Origin of the sequence: Pseudonocardia sp. (assembly GCF_029263155.1) — a bacterium.
Taxonomy (GTDB): domain Bacteria; phylum Actinomycetota; class Actinomycetes; order Mycobacteriales; family Pseudonocardiaceae; genus Pseudonocardia.
In genome coordinates, this window is record NZ_JAJCYB010000088.1 from 11,339 (window position 1) to 32,050 (window position 20,712).

Genomic DNA, 20,712 nt, shown 5'->3' on the forward strand with positions numbered 1-20,712 from the left:
ACCGGCCCGGTCCCGGCCGCGGGTGGTGTGTGGGCGGCCACGCCGGCCGGTCACGGGATCACGGCGTGACCCCGCACCCGAGGGGGTAGTGATCCGACGTGGACACCCTGCTGCTCGGGCCGCCCGCCGCGGGGGCCACCCTCGCGGACCTGCTGCGCGACGGATCCCTCGACCTCCCGCTGCCCGGGCACGGCGACACCGCCCTCCGGTGGTCGGTGCTGACCGGCTGGGGCCGCACCGATCTCGTGCTCGCCCGGCTGGCCGAGGGGCACACCGACGCCGTCGCGATACTGGCCGAGGCCGGCGGGAAACCGGTCCCGGACGCCCGCTACGGCGTCTGGGCGGCCCGCTCGGGCGGTACCGGCGCCGTGCTGGTCGACGGCGCGGTGCACGGCACCGTGCGGTTCTGCTCGGGCGCGCACACCCTGGACCGGGCGCTGGTCGTGACGCCCGACGGCATCGTCGACGTCGAACTGAGCGATCCCCGTGTGCGCCCGGTCGAGGGCAGCTGGCGCCCCGCCGGGATGGCGGCCAGCGACAGCGTCGACGTCGTGTTCGACGGCGTGCCGGCCGGAGCGGTCATCGGTGCGCCGGGGTTCTACACCGACCGCCCGGGGTTCTGCTGGGGCGGCGGGGGAGTGGCGGCCGTGTGGCTGGGCGGGGCCGCGGGCGTCGTCGACGACGTGCGGGAGCACGCGGACGACCCCCACGGGCTGACCCACCTCGGCGCGCTGCACACCGCGCTCGCCGGCACCGACGCGCTGCTCGCCCGGACCGCGGCCGGGATCGACGCCGACCCGGCCGCCGATCACGCGACCGCCGTGGCGATCGTGCGCGCGTCGGCGGAGCACACCGCCCGCGCGGTGCTCGACCTCGCCCCGCGCCTGGCCGGAGCCACCGTGCTGAGCCGCCACGAGCGGCTCGGGGACCGGCTGGCCGACCTGGGCGTCTACGTCCGCCAGCACCACGCCGAACGCGATCTCGCCGCGCTGGGCGCCCGTCTCGTCGAGGAGAGCGCATGACGGTCCCGCTCCCGATCACCACGCCCGGGGAGTGGGCGGAGGCCCTCGCGCAGCGGCCGCCGCGCCCGCTGGACCCCGGCTCGCTGGGCAGGGTCGTCGTCGTCTCGGCCCATCCCGACGACGAGACGCTCGCGGTCGGCGGCCTGATGCGGGCGGTGCACGCGGCGGGCGGGGAGGTCGAGCTGGTCGTCGCCACCGACGGCGAGGCGGCGTTCCCGGAGCTCGACTCGCGCGGGCGCGCGGACCTGCGCCGGGTCCGGCGCCGTGAGCTCGACGACGCCCTGCGCGTGCTGGGCCTGGGGTCGGTGCGCGTGCACCGGCTGGGGATGCCCGACTCCGCCCTGGACGCCGACGCCCTCGCGGGCACACTGGCCCCCTGCTCGACGGCGCCGACGCGGTGCTCGCGCCCTGGACGGAGGATCCGCACCCCGACCACGCCGCGGCCGGGCGGGCGGCCGCCGCCGCGACCCCGGTGACGGCCACCGGCTGGGCCTACCCCATCTGGCTGTGGCCGTGGCGCGGCCCCGACGACCCGTCGATCCCGTGGGACCACGCCCACGCCCACGTCCTCGACGAGCGGGCGCGCGCGGTCAAGCGGGCGGCGGTGGCCTGCTTCGGGTCCCAGCTGCGGCCGGGGCCGGACGGCCAGACGGAGATCCTGCCCCCGGAGGTGCTGGTGCACTTCGACTCGGCGTCGGAGGTGGTGTTCCGCAGCCCGCTCGCCCGCGGGGCGCCGCTCGCGCGGTTCGACGAGCTGTACGCGGCGGCGGGCGGGGACCCGTGGGAGACCCGCACCAGCTGGTACGAGCGCCGCAGGCGGGCGGCGCTGCTGGCCTGCCTGCCCCGGGAGCGCTACCGGCACGCGGCCGAGCCCGGCTGCGGCACCGGGACGCTGACCGCCGAGCTCGCCGCGCGCTGCGACCGCCTCGACGCCTCCGACTTCGCCGAGGCCGCGACCCGGCAGGCCCGGTCGGCCACCGCCGGGCTGCCCGGGGTCACCGTCGCGCGCCGGGCGCTGCCCGCCGCCGCCGCGCTGCCCGGCGGCATCGACCTCGCCGTGCTCAGCGAGGTGCTGTACTACCTGTCCGACGGGGACCTGGCCGCCACGGTCGACCGGCTCGCCGAGGCGCTGGAGCCCGGCGGGGACCTCGTGCTGGCGCACTGGAGCGGTGACTGGCCCGCCGACGCGCCGCGCGACGCCGCGGCGACGCACCGGGTGCTGCTCGACGACCCGCGGTTCACCCCGCTCGTCGAGCACCGCGACGACGGGTTCCTGCTGCACGTGCTGCGGCGCCGATGAGCAGGTCCGGGGGACCGCCCACCGGCGGTGCGGGGCACGTGCGGCGGGGGAGCGCGGCGACCCCGATCGGTGCCGTCGGGGTCGTCGTGCCCGCCCGGGACGAGCAGGAGCACATCGGGCGCTGCGTCGGGTCCGTCCTGCGCGCGCTGGAGGGCGTCGACGTGGACGCGGCGCTGTGCGTGGTGCTCGACCGCTGCACCGACCGCACCGCCTCCCGTGCCGCCGCCGCGCACGGCGGCCGGCCCACCGCCCTCGGCCTGGTGCCGCACGAGGGAGCCGGCAGCGTCGGCGCGCTGCGCAACCTCGGCGTCGCGTGGCTGACGCGGCGGCTCGCGACGCACCCGCCCGAGGCCCTGTGGTTGCTGAGCACCGACGCCGACACGACCGTCGACCCCGGCTGGGTGCGCGACCACCTGCGTCACGCCGCGGACGGTGCCCACGCCGTCGCCGGACTCGCCGACCTCGACGACGCCCACCACCTGTCGCCCACCGCCCGCCGCGCGTACGCCCGCATCCTCGGCGACGGCACCCGAGGTGCCGGGCACACCCACGTGTACGGCGCCAACCTCGGCATCCGGGCCGACGTGTTCCGGGCGGTCGGCGGCTTCCCGCCGGTGCGCTGCGGGGAGGACCACGGGCTCGCGGCCCGCGTGCGTGACGGCGGGTTCCGCCTGGTGACCGCGCTGGACGGGCGGGTGCGCACCAGCGCGCGCACCGTCGGGCGGGCCGAGGACGGCCTGGCCGGCCTGCTCGCCGGGCTGTGAGCCCCGCGGTCAGGTCTCCTCCAGCGCGGTCGGCCGGTGGACGGCGTCGCGCCCGCTCCGGTCGCTGCGGACGCGGTACTGCGGGTCATCGGGGGAGGCGCGCACCGTGCGGCCCGCCGCCTCGGTGTCCTCCGTGATCTCCTCGACGACCTCGCCCTCGGTCGTCGTGCCGTGGGTGGACCACTCGACGTGGTCGCCCGGGTGCAGTCGCTTCTCGTCGCTCACCGACCGCGGGTACCCCCGCTGCGGTAGCTCACACCGGCGTCGGCCGGTCCCCGGGATCCTCACGAGGCGCTCCGTGCGGCATCGACTGGGCGTAGCAGGCGAGGTAGAGGGCGAGGAACTGGTTCGGGTCGTCGAGGTCGATGCCGAGCACGTCGAGCACCTTGGTGATCCGGTACGCGACGGTGTTGCGGTGCAGGTAGAGCTGCGCGGCGGTACGCCCGACCGACCGGTTGGTCTCCAGGTACACGCGCAGCGTCGTGCCGTACTCACGTCGTTTCGCCGGGCCGAGCGTGCTCAACGGCGCCAGCAGGTCGTCGATGCTGTGGCGCACCGAGCTCGACGAGTACCACTCGACCAGCAGCCTGCTCAGTCCGGGAGCGTCGAACGCCACGGGCTCGCCGATGGCGCCGCGCAGCCGTGCGCTCTGCAGCGCGGACGCCGCCTCGGCCCGGGAGGCCCGCAGCCCGGCCAGCCCCTCGTGCGCGCCGCCGATGCCGCACAGCACCTGCATGCCGGGGAACGTCGCGGCGGCGCGGTCGAGCACCGCCTGCACCGACGAGCGCAGCCGCCGCAGCCCGGCCGGGCCGTCGGCGTGGGTGCGGGTGCGCAGCAGCAGGACGCCACCGGCCCGCGGCGCCATCGCCCAGGACCCGTCCTGCCGGGCGGCTGCCTGCGCGGCGACCCGGCTCATCGTCTGTGCGTAGTGGTACGCGGTGACCGGGTCGTCGTCGGCCACGGCCAGCACGTTCGCGAACTCCACGTCGACCACCTCGTTCCAGTTCTCGACGTGGATGCCCAGCTGCGCGGCCCGGCGCAGCAGCGGCCCGCTGTTCTCGGTGGCCGCGTCGAGCAGCTGGTTGAGCAGCTCGCCCGAGGACAGCAGCGACAGCTGTTCGGCGCGGTCGGTCTCGACGGCGCGCCGGGTCATGGCCCCCGCGAGCCGCCACATGGCGAGCTGGGCCAGCGAGTCCTCCGCCACGACGGTCGGTGTCCGCTGCAGCCAGGGACCGTCGCGGTCGGTCAGGACGGCCGGGATGCCGTCGCGGCTGCCGTCGCGGGGGCCCAGCGTCAGCCCGAAGAGCTCGGCCGCGCCCGAGCGGACCAGCAGGCCCGTGCCGTCGACGTCCTGGCTCTCCAGCCGGTCGACCGCCCGGCACACGCCCACTGCGCGCTCCAGCAGCATCGGCAGCCGCGTGTCGAGCATGCGGACGGTCATGGCCAGCACCGAGGTGACGTCGGTGGGGCGGGTCAGCCGGACCAGCGGCAGGTCCTCGCGGCGGGCCAGTGCCAGCGCGCTGAGCGAGGGTGGCGGTGCGTCGGACTGCAGGACCAGTCCGGCCACGCTGCTCAGCCGCCGCAGTGCGACGTCGAGCCGGTAGCCCTGTGCGTCCCGCGAGGCGGCCCGGGTCAGGACCACCAGCGCGTGCGCAGGGCAGTCGTCGAGGTCTCGCAGGTTCTCGGCGAGCCAACCCGCGCGGACCTCCCGCTCGGGTGATCCGCAGACGAGCTCGGTCAGGCCGGGAGCGCCGCGCTCCAGCTCGGCGAGCACGTCCGCGACGGTCAGGCGGTCCATGGCTCACCTTGGCTTGTGCGACACGCCAGAGCAAGCCCTTGAACCTGTGCGCTCGGCCCATAGTTCGGGCGGGGCCCGGCGGCTAGCTTCACCGCAGAAGTATTCCTCCGCGAAGGGGTTGTCCGTGAAGCTCGGGATCCTGCTGCTGTCCACCACCCCGCCGGAGCGCCTGGCCGAGCTGGCCGCCCTGTGCGAGGAGCTCGGCTTCGACGAGGTCTGGCTGGCCGAGGACTACTTCTTCTACGGCGGCTTCACCGCCGCGGCGAGCGTGCTCGCCGCGACCTCGCACGTCCGCGTCGGGCTCGGCATCATGTCGTGCGTGGCCCGCCACCCCGCCGCGGCCGCCATGGAGATCGCCTCGCTCGACCGCGCCTTCCCGGGCCGCTTCCTGCCCGGCGTCGGTCACGGTGTGCCGGCGTGGGTGCGCCAGATGGGTCTGACCCCGAAGTCGCCGATGCGGGCGCTCACGGAGGCCGTCACCGGTATCCGCACGGCGTTGACCAGCCACGAGCCGTTCACCGTCGAGGGCGAGTACTTCACCTTCCGCGACGTCGTGCTGTTCCACCCGCCGGCCACCGAGGTGCCGCTCTATCTCGGGGTGATCGGGGCGAAGGGCTGCGAGCTGGCCGGGCGGATCGCCGACGGCAACGTGCTGTCCGTGCTGGCGCCGACCGAGTACGTCAGCTGGGCGCGGTCGCTCGGCGAGAAGGGCATGCGCGACGCCGGTCGCAGCGGCACCTTCGCCCTGCCCACCTACGTGCTGACGTCGGTCGACCCGGACCGCGACAGGGCCAGGGCCGCGGTGCGCGAGTCGCTCGCGTTCTACCTGCAGGCCGTCGGCCCGACACCGCTCACCGGCTCCATCGGGATCAACGACACGGTGTCGGAGCTGATCGACGCCGGTGGCTACCAGGCGCTGCTCGACGGGATGCCGGAGGACTGGGTCGACGTCCTCGCCGTCTCCGGTACACCCGACGAGGCCGCGGACCGGATCCGGGCGTACTGGGCGGCCGGAGCCGACAGCGTCATCCTCTCGCCCCAGCCCCCGGACGGGACCGAGGCCCAGCTGCGCCTGATCGCGGCCGAGGTGCTCCCGAGGCTGGGCCGGTGACGGCCCGGATCGATCTGGACAACCTGCCCGCGCTGTCGCTGGGCTGCACGGTGTTCGCCGGCGGCGGGGGTGGCGACCCGCGGATCGGCGAGCTGATGGCGATGGTCGCGATCCGCGCGCTGGGGCCGGTCGACGTGCGCCCGATCGACGCCTTCGACGACGACGACCTCGTCATGCCGTGCGGCATGATCGGGGCCCCCACGGTCATGGTGGAGAAGATCCCCAACGGTGCCGAGGGCCGAGTCATCCGGGAGAGCTACGAGCGCCACTTCGGGCGTCCGGTGGCCGCGGTGATGCCGTTCGAGATGGGCGGGATCAACGGGGTGCTGCCGGTGGCCTGGGCGGCCTACGCGGACCTGCCGCTGCTGGACGGCGACTTCATGGGCCGCGCGTTCCCGGAGCTGCAGATGCTGACCCCGCACCTGTACGGGATGCCCGGCTCGCCCGCGGTGATCACCGACGAGCGCCTGCAGACGATCGTGTTCACGACCCGCGACAACGTGTGGCTGGAGAAGCTCGTCCGCAACAGCGTCGCGGCCCTGGGCGGGTCGGCGTGCGGCGGGCTGTACCCGATGACCGTCGGACAGGCCCGCCGCCCGGCGATCCCGGGCACGGTGACCCGCGCGATCCGGATGGGGGAGGCGATCCTGCGCAGCACGGACGACCCGCTCGCCGCGATCGCCGAGGTGGCCCCGCTGCTGCGGCTGGGGCAGGGCAAGGTGATCGACATCGAGCGGCGCACGGCGGGCGGGTTCGTGCGCGGTTCGGCGCTGGTCGAAGGCCTGGGCGAGGACAAGGGGCGGCTGTTCCGGCTGGAGTTCCAGAACGAGAACCTCGTGGTGATCGAGGACGGCGAGCCGCTCGCCACCGTCCCGGACATCATCACGCTGCTCGACATCCACACCGGTCACGGGATCGTCACCGAGATGATCCGCTACGGCCAGCGTGTGGAGATCGTGGCGTTCCCGGCCCCGGAGGTGTGGACCTCCGCCGAGGGACTGCTCGCGGTCGGGCCCCGCGCCTTCGGCTACGACTTCGACTTCGTGCCGGTGGCCGACCGCGTCTCCGGAGGTGCCCGTGCGTGAGGGCGAGGGCGGCCTGCGCGTCGGCATCGACGTGGGTGGCACCAACACCGACGCGGTCGTCGTCGACGCCGGCGACCGGCTGCTGGCGAAGGTCAAGCACCCCACCACGTCCGACGTCACCACCGGGATCCTCTCGGCGCTGGACCGGGTGCTCGGCCAGCTCGACGGGGCATCGGGCCGGATCACCCACGTCATGCTGGGGACGACGCACGCCACCAACGCCATCCTGGAACGCCGCCACCTCAACCGGGTCGCCGCCGTGCGGCTGGGCGGGCCCGCGACCCACGCGATCCCGCCGCTGTCGAGCTGGCCGCCCGACCTGCGCGGCGCCATCTCCTGCGGCGAGATCATCGTCGACGGCGGCGTGGAGATGACCGGCGAGCCGATCGTCGCGCTCGACGAGGACGCGGTGCGTCGCTTCCTCGACGGCGTGCGCGAGCAGGCCGAGTGCGTCGCGGTGTCCGGGGTCTTCTCGCCGGTCCTGTCCGACCAGGAGTTCCGCGTCGAGGAGCTGGTGCGGGAGGTGCTCGGCGACGACGTCCCGGTCTCGCTGAGCCACGAGATCGGCTCGCTCGGGCTGCTCGAACGGGAGAACGCCTGCGTGCTCAACGCGGCGCTGGTGGCGGTGGCGGAGCGGATCACCTCCGGGCTGAGCAACGCCATGCGCGCCCACGGCATCGCCGCCGAGGCCTACATCGCGCAGAACGACGGCACGCTGATGAGCCTGGACTACGTCCGGCGCTACCCGATCCTCACCATCGGCAGCGGGCCGACCAACAGCATGCGGGGTGCTAGCTACCTGACCGGCGCCGCGGACGCGCTGGTCGTCGACGTCGGGGGCACCTCCACCGACATCGGCATCCTCTCCTCGGGGTTCCCGCGCGAGTCCTCCACGGCCGTCGAGATCGGTGGCGTGCGGACCAACTTCCGGATGCCCGACCTGGTGTCGCTGGCGCTCGGCGGCGGCACGATCCTGCGCGCGTCGCCCGGCGGGGTGGCGCTGGGTCCCGGCAGCGTCGGCTACCGCCTGACCTCGGAGGCGCTGGTGTTCGGCGGGTCGGTCCCGACGCTCACCGACGCGATCGTGGCGTCGGGTCGCAGCCGCGGGATCGGCGAGTCGGGCCGGACCGACGGGTACACCGACCTGCTGCTCGCCGGACTCGCCGCGTGTGACCTGCGCATCGAGGAGGCCGTCGACCGCGTCAAGACCTCGGGCCGGGAGCTGCCGCTGATCGCCGTCGGTGGCGGCAGCGGGCTGATCCCCGAGACCCTCGCCGGGGTGGCGGGGGTGCACCGGCCGGACAACCACGACGTGGCCAACGCGATCGGCGCGGCGATCGCGTCGGTGTCCGGTGAGGTCGACCGGGTGTTCAGCTACGGCAAGGACGGCCGGGACGACGCGCTGGCCGAGGCGGTCCGGCTGGCCCGCGACGAGGCGATCCGCGCCGGCGCGGACCCGATGCACGTGGAGATCGTGGAGATCGACGAGGTGCCGCTGGCCTACCTCACCGATCCGGTCGCGCGGGTCCGGGTCAAGGCCGCGGGTCCGCTCAGAACGCACCCTGTGGAGGCGTGATGGAGTTGCATGCTGTCGACACGGTCGACGCCGCCCTCGACGTGCTGGCCGCGCGCGGCGACGGTTGCCAGGTGCTCGCGGGTGGCACCGACGTGATGATCCAGCTGGCCCGCGGGGAGATCACCCCGGCCGTGCTGCTGCACGTGGAGCGGGTCGCGGGGCTGCGGGGCGTCGAGGCGAACGGCTCGGTGCACCTCGGCGCGCTGGTGACGCACCGCACGCTGGCGACCGGTGTGCTCGGCGACCGGTTCCGCGCGGTGGCCGAGTCCGCCGCCACCGTCGGCGGCCGGCAGACGCAGGTGGTCGGCACGATCGGCGGCAACGTCTGCAACGCCTCGCCCGCGGCCGACACGCTTCCCGCGCTGCTCGTCCACGACGCCACCGTGACGCTGCGCAGCCGGGCGGCCGGTCGCACGGTGCCGCTGCAGGAGTTCCTCGTCGGCCGCCGCACGACCACCCGCGCCGCCGACGAGCTGCTCACCGGGGTCTCGCTCGGCGATCCGGGGAAGGGCAGCGGCGATGTCTACCTGAAGGTGGGTCGGCGCGGGGCCATGGAGGTGGCCATCGTCGGCCTGGCGATGCGGTTGTCCTTCGACGCGGCCGGGGCGGTCACCGGGGCGAGGGTCGCGCTGGCCGCGGTCGGGCCGCGCCCGGCGCGCTCCACCGGGGCCGAGGAGGCGCTGGTGGGCGGCCCCCTGGAGGCGGACCGCCTGGATGCGGCCGCGGCGGCCGCGTGCCGGGACATCACCCCCGTCGACGACCTGCGCGGCTCGGCCGACTACCGGCGCCGCGTGGTGCCGGGCCTGCTGCGCCGGGCCGCCGGGATCTGCGCACGACGAGCTGGGAGGTGAGCGGGATGGAGTTGTCGTTCGTGGTGAACGGGACGCCGCGGTCGGTGGACGTCGACGCCGCGGAGACGCTGCTGGGGGTGCTGCGGGACCGCCTGCGGCTCACCGGGACGAAGGAGGGTTGCAACGAGGGCGAGTGCGGCGCGTGCACCGTCCTGGTCGACGGCCTGCCGGTCGACTCCTGCATCTACGCCGCGGGAGCGGCGGCCGGGCGCGGGGTCGAGACCGTCGAGGGCCTGACCCGCGACGAGCTGGGTGCCGCGCTGCAGGCCGCCCTCGTGGCCGCGGGCGGGGTCCAGTGCGGGTTCTGCACACCCGGGTTCGTGACCACCCTGGTGGCCGTGCTGCGCGAGGACGCCGCACCCTCCGAGGACGCGGTCCGCGAGGCACTGGCCGGCAACATCTGCCGCTGCACGGGCTACAGCCAGATCGTCGACGCCGTCGCCGCGACGGTGGCCGGGAGGAACGGGCGATGACCGTGATCGGTGAGCGCGTGGCCCGCACCGACGGGCAGGCGAAGGTCAGCGGCGAGGCCGTCTACGGCGTCGACCACGAGGAACCGGGGATGATCTGGGGCGCACTGCTGCGCTCGCCGGTCAGCTCCGGGCTGGTCACCCGGCTGGACACCGCGCCCGCACTGGCGATGCCCGGGGTGCACGCCGTGGTCACCGCGGCCGACGCACCGGACGCCTACGCGGGCTGGGTGCTGCGCGACCAGCGGCTGTTCGCATCCGACCGCGTGCGCTTCGAGGGCCAGCCCGTCGCGGCGGTGGCCGCGGACTCGCTGGCACAGGCCAGGGCGGCCGCGGCCGCGATCGGGCTGGACATCGAGCCGCTGCCGGCCGTGGTCGACCTGCGGCAGGCGACGAGCCCGGACGCGCCGCTGGTGCACCCCGACTGGGCGAGCTACGTCCCGACGGCCGGCCCGGACTTCCCGCGCCACGGCAACGTCGCCGCCGAGTGCGTGGCCGACCCGCCCGGCGTCGACGAGGCGTTCGCCCGCGCCCACCGCGTGATCACCGACGAGTACGTGGCCCAGCGCCAGTACCAGGCCTACATCGAGCCCAAGAGCGCCGTCGGCATCTACCGGGGCGGGCGCTACACCGTGCACACCGCGCACCAGTTCCCGTTCAACGTGCGCGACCGGGTGGCGCAGTTCCTCGACGTGCGCCCGTCGGCGGTGCGGGTGGTCGGGCACACCATCGGCGGCGGCTTCGGCGCCAAGCTCGACGCGAGCCTGGAGCCCTACGCCGCGCTGCTGTCCCGCGCGGCGGGCGGGCTCGCGGTCAAGCTCGTCAACACCCGCACCGAGGACCTGCTGAGCTGCCCGAGCCGGGAGGGCGCGATCACCCGGATCCGCTCCGCGGTGGACGCCGACGGCACGGTGCTGGCCCGCGAGCTGGAGGTGGTCGCCGACAACGGTGCCCACAGCGGCGAGATGCCGTGGCTGGCCGCGATCGCGCTGCACTGCGCGCGGGGGGTGTACCGGGGTGGCCCGACCCGGGTGATCTCCCGGCTGGTGTACACCAACACCACCCCGACGGGCGCGTTCCGCGGCGTCAACGGCACCTACCTGTACCACGCCGTCGAACGACACATGGACCACATCGCGGCCGAGCTGGGGCTCGACCGCCGCGAGTACCGGCTGCGGCTGCTGTTCGCCGACGGTGAGGAGCTGCTCAACGGCCAGGTGCTGCACGACGCCGGCATCCTGCGCCGTGGCTTCGACGCGCTGGAGGCCCGCGCCCCGTGGGCCGAGCTGCAGGCCGGGAAGCGACCGTACCGGGGCATCGGGATCGCCGCGGCGTGGTGGCTGACCAACCCCGGGCCCGGATCTGCGGTGGTCTCGCTGCGCGAGGACGGCACGGCCGCCGTGGTGACCGCGGCCAACGACAACGGCTCGGGCGCGGTGGCCCTGGGCGTCACGCAGATCGTCGCCGAGCGCCTGGGCATCCCGCCCGCCGACGTGTTCGTCACGCTGCCCGACACCGACGTCTCCGGCTACGACGGCGGCTCGCAGGGCAGCCGCACCACCCGCGCCGTCGGCGGGGCCGCGCTGATCGCGGCCGACGAGGTCGTCGACAAGCTCAAGGACGTGGCGTCCGCGCTGCTGGAGGCGGCACCGGAGGATCTCGAGGTCGCCGACGCGACGGTGCGGGTGAAGGGCGCGCCGGGCACCAGCGTGCCGATCGCGCTGGTGGCGGCGACGGCACTGAACACCGTGGGCCCGATCCAGGGCACCGGCTCGTTCGTCACCCCGTTCCCCGACTTCAACCCCGGCTGCGCGAGCGGGCTGCTGTTCCCCTCGTTCCCCACCCCGACCTACCACGTGCACATCGCGGAGGTCGAGGTCGACCCGGTGACCGGCACCGTGCGCGTGCTGCGCTACCTGGTGGCACAGGAGGTGGGGCGGATGATCAGCCCGGACGGCACGTACGGCCAGGTGTCGGGCGCGGTCGCCCAGGGCATCGGCTACGCCCTGCACGAGAGCCTGCGGATCGGCGCGGACGGCCGCTACCGCGAGCGGACCCTGGAGAGCTACCGGCTGCCGCTGGCCTGCGACGTGCCGCGCGTCGAGTTCGTCGCGCTGGAGCACCCGGACCCGGACGGCCCGTTCGGGGCCAAGGGCGTGGCGGAGGGCCCGGTGCTGCTGCCCGCCGCGGTGATCGCGAACGCGGTCTGCGACGCGATCGGCAGGCCGCTGGACAACATCCCGATCACGCCGGAGGAGGTCCTCGCTGCGATCCAGAGCTGACCCCCTTCCCACCACCGGCAGGAGCAACGCCCCATGACCATCGTTGAACCCCCCGTCCAGACCCGCTACACCGGCACCCCGGTCCGGCGCACCGAGGACCCGCGGCTGCTTGCCGGCCGAGGGCAGTACGTCGACGACGTCACCGTCCCGAAGATGATCGAGGCCGCGGTGCTGCGCAGCCCGGAGGCGCACGCCCGCATCATCAGCATCGACACCAGCGCCGCGCGGGCCCTGCCCGGCGTGTTCGACGTCATCACCGGCGCGGACCTCGTCGCGGTCGCGGGCGAGCAGCCCGTCATCTGGTTCCCGATCCCCGACCAGCGGATCGCGAAGACCCACGCACTGGCCACCGACCGGGTGCGCTGGGTCGGCCAGGCCGTGGCCGCGGTCGTCGCCGTCGACCGCTACGTCGCCGAGGACGCCCTCGAGCTGATCGAGGTCGAGTACGAGCCGCTGCCCGTGGTGGCCGACCTCGACGCCGCGCTGGCTCCCGACGCCCCGACGCTCTACGACGACTGGCCCGACAACGTCAGCGGCTCGCTCACCTACACCTTCGGGGACCCCGACGCGGCCTTCGCCGCGGCGGACGTGGTGGTGCAGGAGCGCTTCACCCACGGGCGGGCGTTCGGCTGCCCGCTGGAGCCGCGCGGCGCCATCGTCAACTGGGACGCCTTCTCCGGCACCGTCGATGTGTGGCTGTCCACCCAGTCCCCGAACCTGGCCCGGGACCTGCTCTCGGAGGTGCTCGGGGTGCCGGTGCACAAGATCCGCGTCCGGACGCCCCACCTTGGCGGCGGCTTCGGAAACAAGTTCGACTTCTACGGCGAGGAGGTCATCGCCGCGGTCCTGTCCCGGCGCACCGGCCGCCCGGTGAAGCTGATCGAGGACCGCCGCGACAGCTTCTTCGCCACCTCCCACTCGCGCGACCAGCGCCTCGACTTCGAGATGGCGCTCAACAACGACGGCACGATCGTCGGCCTGCGCGGGATCTCCTACGGGGTGCTCGGCGGCGCGCTCGGCACCGTCGGCACCGGCCCGCCCTGGGCGTCGGTGCTCACCTGCATGGGGCCCTACAAGATCCCGAACCTGGACGTGACGGTGAAGGCCGTCATGACCAACCGCTCGCCCTACGGCTCCTACCGGGGCTGGGGGGTACCCAAGGGCAACATCGTGCACGAGCGGCTGATCGAGATCGCCGCACGCGAACTCGGGATGGACCGCACGGAGATCCGCCGCAAGAACTTCCCCGCTCCCGAGGAGTTCCCGCACTTCTCCGGCGTCGCGTTCACCTACGACAGCGGCCGCTACGCCGACTGCCTCGACCTGGCGATGGGCAAGGTCGACGAGCTGGGCTGGCCGCAGCGCCAGGCGCAGGCGCGCGCCGAGGGCAGGTCGGTGGGGATCGGCTACTCGTTCCACGTCGAGCCCAGCGCGTACGGGCCGAGCCGCATCCTCAACCTCGTCGGCCTGGCGCACTCCGGCTTCGACGAGGTGACCCTGCGGATGGACTCGATCGGCAAGCTCACCGTCTACTCCGGACAGATCAACATGGGCCAGGGCACCCACACCGTCTACGCCCAGCTCGCCGCCGACAGCCTCGGCATCCCGATGGACGACGTCGTCGTGGTCACCGGGGACACCGACTCCTGCCCGTACACCGGGTACGGCACCGGCGGCAGCCGGGCCGCGCCCCTGGGCGGCGCGGCCATCCTCCGGGCGGGGGAGCGGCTGCGCGCGAAGCTGCTCCGGATCGGCGCGCAGCTGCTGGAGGCCTCCCCGGACGACATGGAGATCGTGGACGGGGTGCTCAGCGTCCGCGGGGCCCCGGGCCGCTCGGTGACCACCCGCGACATCGGCGACGCCGCCTACCGCCGGCTGCTCGACACGCTGCCCGACGAGGAGACCCCGACCCTGGAGGAGGTCGACGTCTTCGACCCGCCCAACATGGCCACCTCCTTCGGGTGCACCGCGCTGCTGGTCGAGGTCGACCGCGAGACCGGCACGGTCAGCCTGCTGGACTGCCTGGCGGCCCACGACTGCGGCACCGTCATCAACCCGATGCTGGTGGACGGCCAGCTCGCCGGCGGGCTGGCCCAGGCGCTGGGCGGGGCCCTGCTGGAGGAGCTGGTCTACGACGAGCAGGGCCAGCTGCGCACGGCCAGCTTCATGGACTACCTGCTGCCCACCGCCATGGAGATCCCTCCGTTCCACTTCTACCACCAGGAGACACCGGCGCCCGACATCCCCGGCGGCATCAAGGGGGTCGGCGAGGCCGGCACGATCGCCGGGGTCTCGCTGGTCGGCAGCGCCATCGACGACGCCCTGAGCGACCTCGGCGTCACCGTGACCCGGTTCCCGGTCACGCCCCCACGGCTGTTGGACCTGATCCGCACAGCCCGGACCGCGTCATCCCAGGAGGCGTCGGCATGAAGCCACCACCCGTCAAGTACGCCCGGGCCGGTGACGCCGCCGAGGCCGTCGCCCTGCTCACCGAGCACGGCACCGACGCCAAGGTGCTCGCCGGTGGCCAGAGCCTCATCCCGCTGATGAGCTTCCGGCTGGCCCGCCCGTCGGTTCTGATCGACATCAACCGGGCCTCCGGCCTCGACGAGGTCCGGACCGACAACGGCAGCCTGCTGATCGGCGCCATGGCTCGCCAGCGCGACGTCGAGACCAGCGCGGTCGTCGCGGACGCCGTCCCGCTGCTGCCGCAGGTGCTGCGCCACGTCGGGCACGTCGCCAACCGCAACCGGGGCACGGTCGGGGGCAGCCTGGCCCACGCCGACCCGGCCGCCGAGCTGCCGGCGCTGGTCACCGCGCTGGGCGGCGAGCTGCTGGTGCAGGGCCCCGGCGGACCCCGTTCGGTGGCCGCGCAGGACTACTTCCTGGGTACGTTCACCACCGCCATGGACTACGACGAGGTCCTCGTCGGGGTCCGGCTGCCCCGGCTGCCCGCCGGCACCGGCGTGGCCGTCGAGGAGCTGGCCCGCCGGCACGGCGACTTCGCCATCGTGGCCGCGCTCGCCGCGGTCCACCTCGGTCCCGACGGCACGGTGGACACGGTTCGGCTGGCGGTGAGCGGAGCGGCGTCGGTGCCGGTCCGGCTGCACGCCGCGGAGGCGGCGCTGACCGGCGCGGCGCCGACGGCCGAGGCGGTCGACGCGGCCGCCGGCACGGTCGCCGCCGCCATCGACCCCACCGACGACGTCCACGCGCCGGCCGGGTACCGGCGCGACATGGCCCGGCTGCTCGTGCGGCGGGCCCTCCAGGCAGCGATCCAGCGAAGCGAGGCGGCGTGATGAGCGAGGACAGCCAGGCGGTGTCGATGACCATCAACGGTCACGTCTACACCGGCCACTGCGAGCCACGGCTGACGCTGGCGGACTTCATCCGCCACGAGTGCGGCCTGACCGGCACCCACCTGGGCTGCGAGCACGGGGTGTGCGGCGCCTGCACGATCATCGTGGACGGCCGCAGCACGCGGGCCTGCCTGATGCTCGCCGTGCAGGCCGACGGGTGCGTCATCACCACCGTCGAGGGGCTCGCGAGCGGCGCGGAGCTCAACCCGCTGCAGGAGGCCTTCTGGAACAACCACGGCCTGCAGTGCGGGTTCTGCACGCCCGGGATGCTCATGTGCGCCACGGAGTTCCTGGAGGGCAACCCCGACCCCACCGCGCAGGAGGTGCGCGAGTGCATCTCCGGCAACCTGTGCCGGTGCACCGGATACGACGCCATCGTGCGCTCGGTGCTCGACGCGGCCGCGGAGCTGCGGCGGTGACCCACCGCGTGTACTTCCTCAGCACGCTGCACGAGACGACCGATCCCGCGGCCTACGAGGACTGGATCCGGACCGGCGACTACCCGCCGGCCCGGGCCCACCCGGCGATCGTGAGCTACGACGTCACGCGCATCGAGGCGACGCTGGACGGCACCGGCACCCCGTCGATCCAGTACCTGGAGGTGCTGGAGGTCACCGACCTGCAGTCCTACCGGGAGGCGCTGGCGACGCCGGCGTTCGAGCAGCTCCTCGCGGAGTGGTCGACGTTCGTGGCGTCCGCCGAGGCCGTGCACGGGACGGTGATCGAGTAGTTCGGCCCGGCCGGGGGTGCGGGAGCCCCGGCCGGGCCGCTCAGCCGAGCGTGCACAGGCGACGCAGCATCTCCGCCGCCGCGCTCCCGGTGTCGCCGTCGAGGGCGACGTGCACGTCGGGGCCGTGGCCGCCCGGGTCCGGGTGGGCGACCGTGGTGCCCCGGTCCGGGCCGAGATCGCAGCGGACACCGAGCGGCAGGGGCGTCGTGCGCAGCGTCCCCGGCAGGATCGCCTCGAGCACGGCCAGCGGGTCGTGCAGCGCCACGCTGTCCGTGCCGTGACGCTCGCGGAACGCCGCCCGGTACAGCGCGAGCATGCGCGCCAGCGTGGCGCCGCGCGGCCCGCTCGCCGTCAGCTCCTCGACCCAGCCCCCGCCGGCCAGGCAGCGCATGGTGATGTCGAGGGGGACCAGCGTCACCGGCACGTCGGGCTGGGTCAGGACGCGGTGGGCGGCCTCGGGATCGGCGTAGACGTTGAACTCGGCGCGGCCCTGCCGCGTGTTGCCCCCGCCGAGGGAGCCGCCCATCGTCACGATGCGGCCGATCCTCGCGGTGAGCTCGGGATGGACCGCCAGCAGCAGCGCCACGTTCGTCAGCGGTCCGATGGTCGCGATCGTCGCCGGCTCGTCCGCTCCGCGCAGCACGTCGGCCATCAGCTCCACCGCCGAGCGCGGGTCCGGGTCGATCGGGTCCGGGAACTCCGCGGAGCGCTGCCCGAGCCCGTCGGCCCCGTGCCACTCCGGCGCCCACTCCTCCTGCGGGTAGACCAGCGGGCGGGCCGCGCCGGCGGCCACGGGCACGTCGGGCCGCCCGGCGAGGGCGAGCACGCGGCGGGCGTTGGCGAACGTGCGGTCCAGCCCGACGTTGCCGAACGGCACGGTCACCGCGCGCAGGTCCACCTCGGGGCTGCGCAGCGCGAGCACGAGCGCGAGGGCGTCGTCGACGCCCGGGTCGGTGTCGATGATCAGGGGGTGCGGCATGGCGGTCGCCCTCACTGCGGCAGTGGTGCGGGTGCGGTGCGGTAGGTCGGTGGCGTGGCCGAGAGCCCGATCGGGTTGCGCACCAGGTGGACCAGCGACCCGTCCGGCCGCGGCACGCCCACGACCGGCGCGAGGCCGAGCTCGGTGGCGAGCCGGAAGGCGCCCGCGACGTCGTTGACGACGCCGGCGGGGACCCGCGCGGCGGTGCACGCCGCGGCCCACTCGGCGGCCGGGCGGGCCGCCAGGCGCTCGGCCAGCAGGCCGCGCAGCGCCGCCCGGTTCGCCACGCGGGCCGGGTTGGTCGCGAAGCGCGGGTCGTCGGCGACGGACTCCTCGCCCAGCACCGCGCACAGCGCCCGGAACTGGCGGTCGTTGCCCACCGCGAGCACCAGTTCGCCGTCGGCGGCCGGGAGCAGCTCGTAGGGCGCGATGCTCGGGTGCCGGTTGCCCATCCGGCCCGGTGCGACGCCGCCGGAGGTGTAGGCCGACGCCTGGTTGACCAGTGCGCCGAGCAGCGACGACAGCAGGTCGACCTCGACCCGCTGGCCCGCACCCGTGGCGGCGCGGTGGCGCAGCGCGGCGAGGATGCCGACCGTCGCGAACAGCCCGGACAGCACGTCCACCACGGCCACGCCGACCTTCTGCGGCTCGCCGTCCGGCTCCCCGGTGATGTGCATGAGCCCGCCGAGGGCCTGGATCAGCAGGTCGTAGCCGGGCAGGTCGGCCCCTGCGCCACGGCCGAACCCGGTGACCGAGCAGTAGACCAGGCCCGGGTTCGCGGCGCGCAGCTCGTCGTACCCGAGCCCGAGCCGCTCCATCACACCCGGCCGGAAGTTCTCGACGACGACGTCGGCGGTGCGGGCGAGCAGGCGGGCCTCGGCGAGGTCGTCCGCGGCGGTGAGGTCGAGCGCCAGCACGTCCTTGTTGCGGTTGACCGACTGGAAGTAGGTGGCGGTGCCGCGGTCGTCGTAGGGCGGCCCCCAGCTGCGGGTGTCGTCCCCGGCGCCGGGACGCTCGATCTTCGTCACCGCGGCGCCCAGATCGGCCATGAGCATGGTGGCGAACGGGCCGGCCAGCACGCGGGAGAAGTCCAGCACCCGCAGGTCGCCCAGGGCGGAGGGCATCGGCACCTTCCTGGTAGAGAATCGTTTCGAGAAAGCTACGGCGCGTGCTCGGCGAGGGTCAAGCCCCGGGAGTGCCGCGGCGCCGGGCAGGGCGTGGCGGCGGGGACTCGGACGCCCGTCGTGGCCTTGACCCACCTGCGAACGCGTCGATACGATGCAGAAACGTTTATATCGCTGCCCCGGGGTGGCCCGTGCGCACCGGCCAGTGGCCGCGCCGGGCCGACACCGGACGAGGGAGACCGAATGCGCAACGCCGACCGCTTCTACATCGACGGTTCCTGGGTACGGCCGAGGTCGACGTCGATCCGCGACGTGGTCGACCCGTCGACCGAGAAGCCCATCGCCACCGTCGCGCTCGGCGGAGCGCGCGACGTCGACGCCGCGGTCGCCGCCGCGCGCACGGCGTTCGCGACGTTCTCGCAGTCGAGCGTGGCCGAGCGGGTCGCCCTGCTGGAGCGGATCATGGAGGTCTACCGGGAGCGCAGCGACGACCTCGCGCGGGTGCTCATGGTCGAGCTCGGTGCGCCGGCCGCCCTCGCGCACGGCGCGCAGGTCGGGGCCGGCCTCGGCCAGTTCGCCTCGGCGCTCGACGCGCTCAAGAACTTCGAGTTCGAGCAGCAGCGGGGCACCACGCAGATCCGGTACGAGCCGATCGGCGTGTGCGGGCTGATCACGCCGTGGAACTGGCCGCTCCTGCTGATCGCCGCGAAGGTGGCACCCGCCCTCGCCGCGGGCTGCACCGTCGTGCTCAAGCCCTCCGAGCTCGCCCCGCTCAACGCCGCGGTCCTCGCCGAGATCCTGCACGAGGCCGGGGTCCCGGCCGGTGTGTTCAACCTCGTCCACGGCGACGGGGCGGGCGCCGGGTCCGCGATCACGTCGCATCCCGACGTCGACATGGTGTCGTTCACCGGCTCGACCCGCGCAGGTGTCGAGGTCGCGACGAGCGCCGCGCCGACGGTCAAGCGCGTGGCGCAGGAGCTCGGCGGCAAGTCGGCAAACGTGCTGCTCGACGACGCCGACCTGGAGACGGCCATCCCGCGGGACATGAACGACGTGTTCGCGAACTCCGGGCAGTCCTGCAACGCGGGCTCGCGCTGGCTGGTCCCGCGGTCCCGGCTGGCCGAGGCGGAGCGGATCGCGCGGCGCTGCGCCGAGTCGGTCACCGTGGGGCATCCGCAGGACCCGGGCGTCGCGCTCGGCCCGCTGATCTCCCAGGCGGCCTACGACAAGGTGCAGCGGCTCGTCGGCGGCGCGCTCGAGGAGGGCGCGACGCTGGTCGCGGGCGGCCTCGGTCGCCCCGACGGCGTGGCGGCCGGGTACTTCGTCCGGCCGACGGTGCTCACCGGCGTGCGCAACGACATGGCGATCGCCCGGGAGGAGATCTTCGGCCCGGTGATCACGCTGATCGCCTACGACGACGAGGACGAGGCCGTGCGCATCGCGAACGACACCGTCTACGGCCTCGCCGGGTTCGTCTCCTCGGCCGACCCGGAGCGGGCGCGGTCCGTCGCGCGCCGGCTGCGGACCGGGATGGTGCACGTCAACGGGGCGGGCCTGGACTTCGCGGGCGCCTTCGGCGGGTACAAGCAGTCCGGCAACGGCCGGGAGTACGCCGACTTCGGCCTCCGGGAGTTCCTCGAGGTGAAGACGGTGTTCGGGCACGGCTGACAGGCGCTACGATAGAAACGAGTCCACCCGCTCTCCTACTGGGTAGATGTGGATTCGTAGGCGATCAGATAGAATCGTTTACCGCCGGGCCTCGCTCGCCAGAGCGGCACACCGGACGGAGATAGGGGAGACGACCGTGACCGACTACGACGCGGCAGCGCCCGACGCGCGCCGCTATCCACGGGTCATCGTGCCCGAGGAGATCGACAAGATGCCGCGGCTGCACTTCAACACGGGGATCGAGACCAACATCTTCCTCTCCCGCGAGCGCGACGACGCACGGTACTTCCGCCACGGCTACTGCTACCAGGAGCCCGACCACATGCCCTACGAATGGCACCAGCAGGACTTCGACGAGACGCACTACGTGCTCAAGGGCAAGATCCACCTGGTGGTGGAGGACGCCGCGGGGCGGGTCGTCGTGCTCGAGGCCGTGGAGGGCGAGCACATCTACCTGCCGGCGGGCTACAAGTACCGCCTGGAGGCCACCGGCATGCAGTCGGTCTTCTTCTGGACGTCTGGTCCCTCGCCGCGCGTCGGCGTGGCGGACGCGCCGGAGTTCAGCCGTGAACTCAAGTCGCTGAGGAGCTGAC

20 protein-coding genes are annotated in these 20,712 nt (G+C 74.3%); 16 read left to right on the forward strand and 4 right to left on the reverse strand.

Going from position 1 to position 20,712, the window contains the following annotated elements; all coding sequences use genetic code 11:
• Nucleotides 1-98 precede the first annotated feature (98 nt).
• Genes Q1K26_RS18285 through Q1K26_RS18300 form a run of 4 tightly spaced genes read left to right on the forward strand, consistent with a single transcriptional unit; the run spans nucleotide 99 to nucleotide 3,086 of the window.
• Nucleotides 99-1,022, forward strand: a complete 924-nt coding sequence (locus tag Q1K26_RS18285; RefSeq protein ID WP_300014202.1) for an acyl-CoA dehydrogenase family protein — start codon at nucleotides 99-101, stop codon at nucleotides 1,020-1,022.
• On the forward strand, nucleotides 1,019-1,498 hold the full coding sequence (locus Q1K26_RS18290; RefSeq protein WP_300014205.1) for a PIG-L family deacetylase: 480 nt from the start codon (nucleotides 1,019-1,021) through the stop codon (nucleotides 1,496-1,498). Before Q1K26_RS18285 ends, Q1K26_RS18290 begins: the two co-directional genes overlap by 4 nt.
• Nucleotides 1,420-2,322: a class I SAM-dependent methyltransferase gene (locus tag Q1K26_RS18295; protein ID WP_300014208.1), complete on the forward strand. Its 903-nt coding sequence runs from the start codon at nucleotides 1,420-1,422 to the stop codon at nucleotides 2,320-2,322. The genes Q1K26_RS18290 and Q1K26_RS18295 overlap by 79 nt, the downstream gene beginning before the upstream one ends.
• Nucleotides 2,319-3,086 carry a glycosyltransferase family A protein gene (locus Q1K26_RS18300; protein WP_300014211.1) on the forward strand — a complete coding sequence of 256 codons (768 nt, stop codon included), beginning with the start codon at nucleotides 2,319-2,321 and terminating at the stop codon, nucleotides 3,084-3,086. The genes Q1K26_RS18295 and Q1K26_RS18300 overlap by 4 nt, the downstream gene beginning before the upstream one ends.
• A 9-nt stretch (nucleotides 3,087-3,095) precedes the next feature.
• Here Q1K26_RS18300 and Q1K26_RS18305 read toward each other — a convergent pair whose 3' ends face one another.
• Together Q1K26_RS18305 and Q1K26_RS18310 are read right to left on the reverse strand one after the other, a co-directional pair.
• Nucleotides 3,096-3,293: a DUF2945 domain-containing protein gene (locus Q1K26_RS18305; RefSeq protein WP_300014461.1), complete on the reverse strand. Its 198-nt coding sequence runs from the start codon at nucleotides 3,291-3,293 to the stop codon at nucleotides 3,096-3,098.
• 46 nt (nucleotides 3,294-3,339) lie between these two features.
• The gene (locus Q1K26_RS18310; RefSeq protein ID WP_300014214.1) at nucleotides 3,340-4,884 is read right to left on the reverse strand and encodes a helix-turn-helix domain-containing protein; all 1,545 of its coding nucleotides are present in this window, start codon (nucleotides 4,882-4,884) and stop codon (nucleotides 3,340-3,342) included.
• Between the two features lie 124 nt (nucleotides 4,885-5,008).
• Between Q1K26_RS18310 and Q1K26_RS18315 the strand changes: the two genes are divergently transcribed.
• The 10 genes from Q1K26_RS18315 to Q1K26_RS18360 are packed head-to-tail and all read left to right on the forward strand — an operon-like array spanning nucleotide 5,009 to nucleotide 16,348.
• Complete coding sequence (locus Q1K26_RS18315) at nucleotides 5,009-5,995, forward strand: LLM class flavin-dependent oxidoreductase (protein WP_300014218.1); 987 nt, start codon at nucleotides 5,009-5,011, stop codon at nucleotides 5,993-5,995.
• On the forward strand, nucleotides 5,992-7,080 hold the full coding sequence (locus Q1K26_RS18320; protein ID WP_300014221.1) for a DUF917 domain-containing protein: 1,089 nt from the start codon (nucleotides 5,992-5,994) through the stop codon (nucleotides 7,078-7,080). Before Q1K26_RS18315 ends, Q1K26_RS18320 begins: the two co-directional genes overlap by 4 nt.
• Complete coding sequence (locus Q1K26_RS18325) at nucleotides 7,073-8,656, forward strand: hydantoinase/oxoprolinase family protein (RefSeq protein ID WP_300014224.1); 1,584 nt, start codon at nucleotides 7,073-7,075, stop codon at nucleotides 8,654-8,656. The genes Q1K26_RS18320 and Q1K26_RS18325 overlap by 8 nt, the downstream gene beginning before the upstream one ends.
• Nucleotides 8,656-9,507 carry an FAD binding domain-containing protein gene (locus Q1K26_RS18330; RefSeq protein WP_300014227.1) on the forward strand — a complete coding sequence of 284 codons (852 nt, stop codon included), beginning with the start codon at nucleotides 8,656-8,658 and terminating at the stop codon, nucleotides 9,505-9,507. The genes Q1K26_RS18325 and Q1K26_RS18330 overlap by 1 nt, the downstream gene beginning before the upstream one ends.
• A gap of 5 nt (nucleotides 9,508-9,512) precedes the next feature.
• On the forward strand, nucleotides 9,513-9,980 hold the full coding sequence (locus Q1K26_RS18335; protein ID WP_300014230.1) for a (2Fe-2S)-binding protein: 468 nt from the start codon (nucleotides 9,513-9,515) through the stop codon (nucleotides 9,978-9,980).
• Nucleotides 9,977-12,259: a xanthine dehydrogenase family protein molybdopterin-binding subunit gene (locus Q1K26_RS18340; RefSeq protein WP_300014233.1), complete on the forward strand. Its 2,283-nt coding sequence runs from the start codon at nucleotides 9,977-9,979 to the stop codon at nucleotides 12,257-12,259. The genes Q1K26_RS18335 and Q1K26_RS18340 overlap by 4 nt, the downstream gene beginning before the upstream one ends.
• A 33-nt stretch (nucleotides 12,260-12,292) precedes the next feature.
• Entirely contained in the window at nucleotides 12,293-14,689 is a 2,397-nt protein-coding gene (locus Q1K26_RS18345) for a xanthine dehydrogenase family protein molybdopterin-binding subunit (RefSeq protein WP_300014236.1), read from the forward strand.
• On the forward strand, nucleotides 14,686-15,558 hold the full coding sequence (locus Q1K26_RS18350) for a xanthine dehydrogenase family protein subunit M (RefSeq protein WP_300014239.1): 873 nt from the start codon (nucleotides 14,686-14,688) through the stop codon (nucleotides 15,556-15,558). The genes Q1K26_RS18345 and Q1K26_RS18350 overlap by 4 nt, the downstream gene beginning before the upstream one ends.
• Complete coding sequence (locus Q1K26_RS18355) at nucleotides 15,558-16,037, forward strand: (2Fe-2S)-binding protein (RefSeq protein WP_300014242.1); 480 nt, start codon at nucleotides 15,558-15,560, stop codon at nucleotides 16,035-16,037. Before Q1K26_RS18350 ends, Q1K26_RS18355 begins: the two co-directional genes overlap by 1 nt.
• On the forward strand, nucleotides 16,034-16,348 hold the full coding sequence (locus Q1K26_RS18360; protein WP_300014245.1) for a hypothetical protein: 315 nt from the start codon (nucleotides 16,034-16,036) through the stop codon (nucleotides 16,346-16,348). The genes Q1K26_RS18355 and Q1K26_RS18360 overlap by 4 nt, the downstream gene beginning before the upstream one ends.
• 40 nt (nucleotides 16,349-16,388) lie before the next feature.
• Here the strand turns inward: Q1K26_RS18360 and Q1K26_RS18365 are convergent, their stop codons facing one another.
• The gene (locus Q1K26_RS18365; protein WP_300014248.1) at nucleotides 16,389-17,342 is read right to left on the reverse strand and encodes a nucleoside hydrolase; all 954 of its coding nucleotides are present in this window, start codon (nucleotides 17,340-17,342) and stop codon (nucleotides 16,389-16,391) included.
• Nucleotides 17,339-18,451 carry a CoA transferase gene (locus tag Q1K26_RS18370; RefSeq protein ID WP_300014251.1) on the reverse strand — a complete coding sequence of 371 codons (1,113 nt, stop codon included), beginning with the start codon at nucleotides 18,449-18,451 and terminating at the stop codon, nucleotides 17,339-17,341. Before Q1K26_RS18370 ends, Q1K26_RS18365 begins: the two co-directional genes overlap by 4 nt.
• Nucleotides 18,452-18,694: 243 nt before the next feature.
• On the opposite strand from Q1K26_RS18370, the gene Q1K26_RS18375 reads away from it, so the two are divergent.
• Together Q1K26_RS18375 and Q1K26_RS18380 are read left to right on the forward strand one after the other, a co-directional pair.
• The gene (locus tag Q1K26_RS18375; RefSeq protein ID WP_300014254.1) at nucleotides 18,695-20,119 is read left to right on the forward strand and encodes an aldehyde dehydrogenase family protein; all 1,425 of its coding nucleotides are present in this window, start codon (nucleotides 18,695-18,697) and stop codon (nucleotides 20,117-20,119) included.
• Between the two features lie 136 nt (nucleotides 20,120-20,255).
• Nucleotides 20,256-20,711: a cupin domain-containing protein gene (locus Q1K26_RS18380; RefSeq protein ID WP_300014257.1), complete on the forward strand. Its 456-nt coding sequence runs from the start codon at nucleotides 20,256-20,258 to the stop codon at nucleotides 20,709-20,711.
• The last annotated feature ends 1 nt before the right edge of the window (nucleotide 20,712 follow it).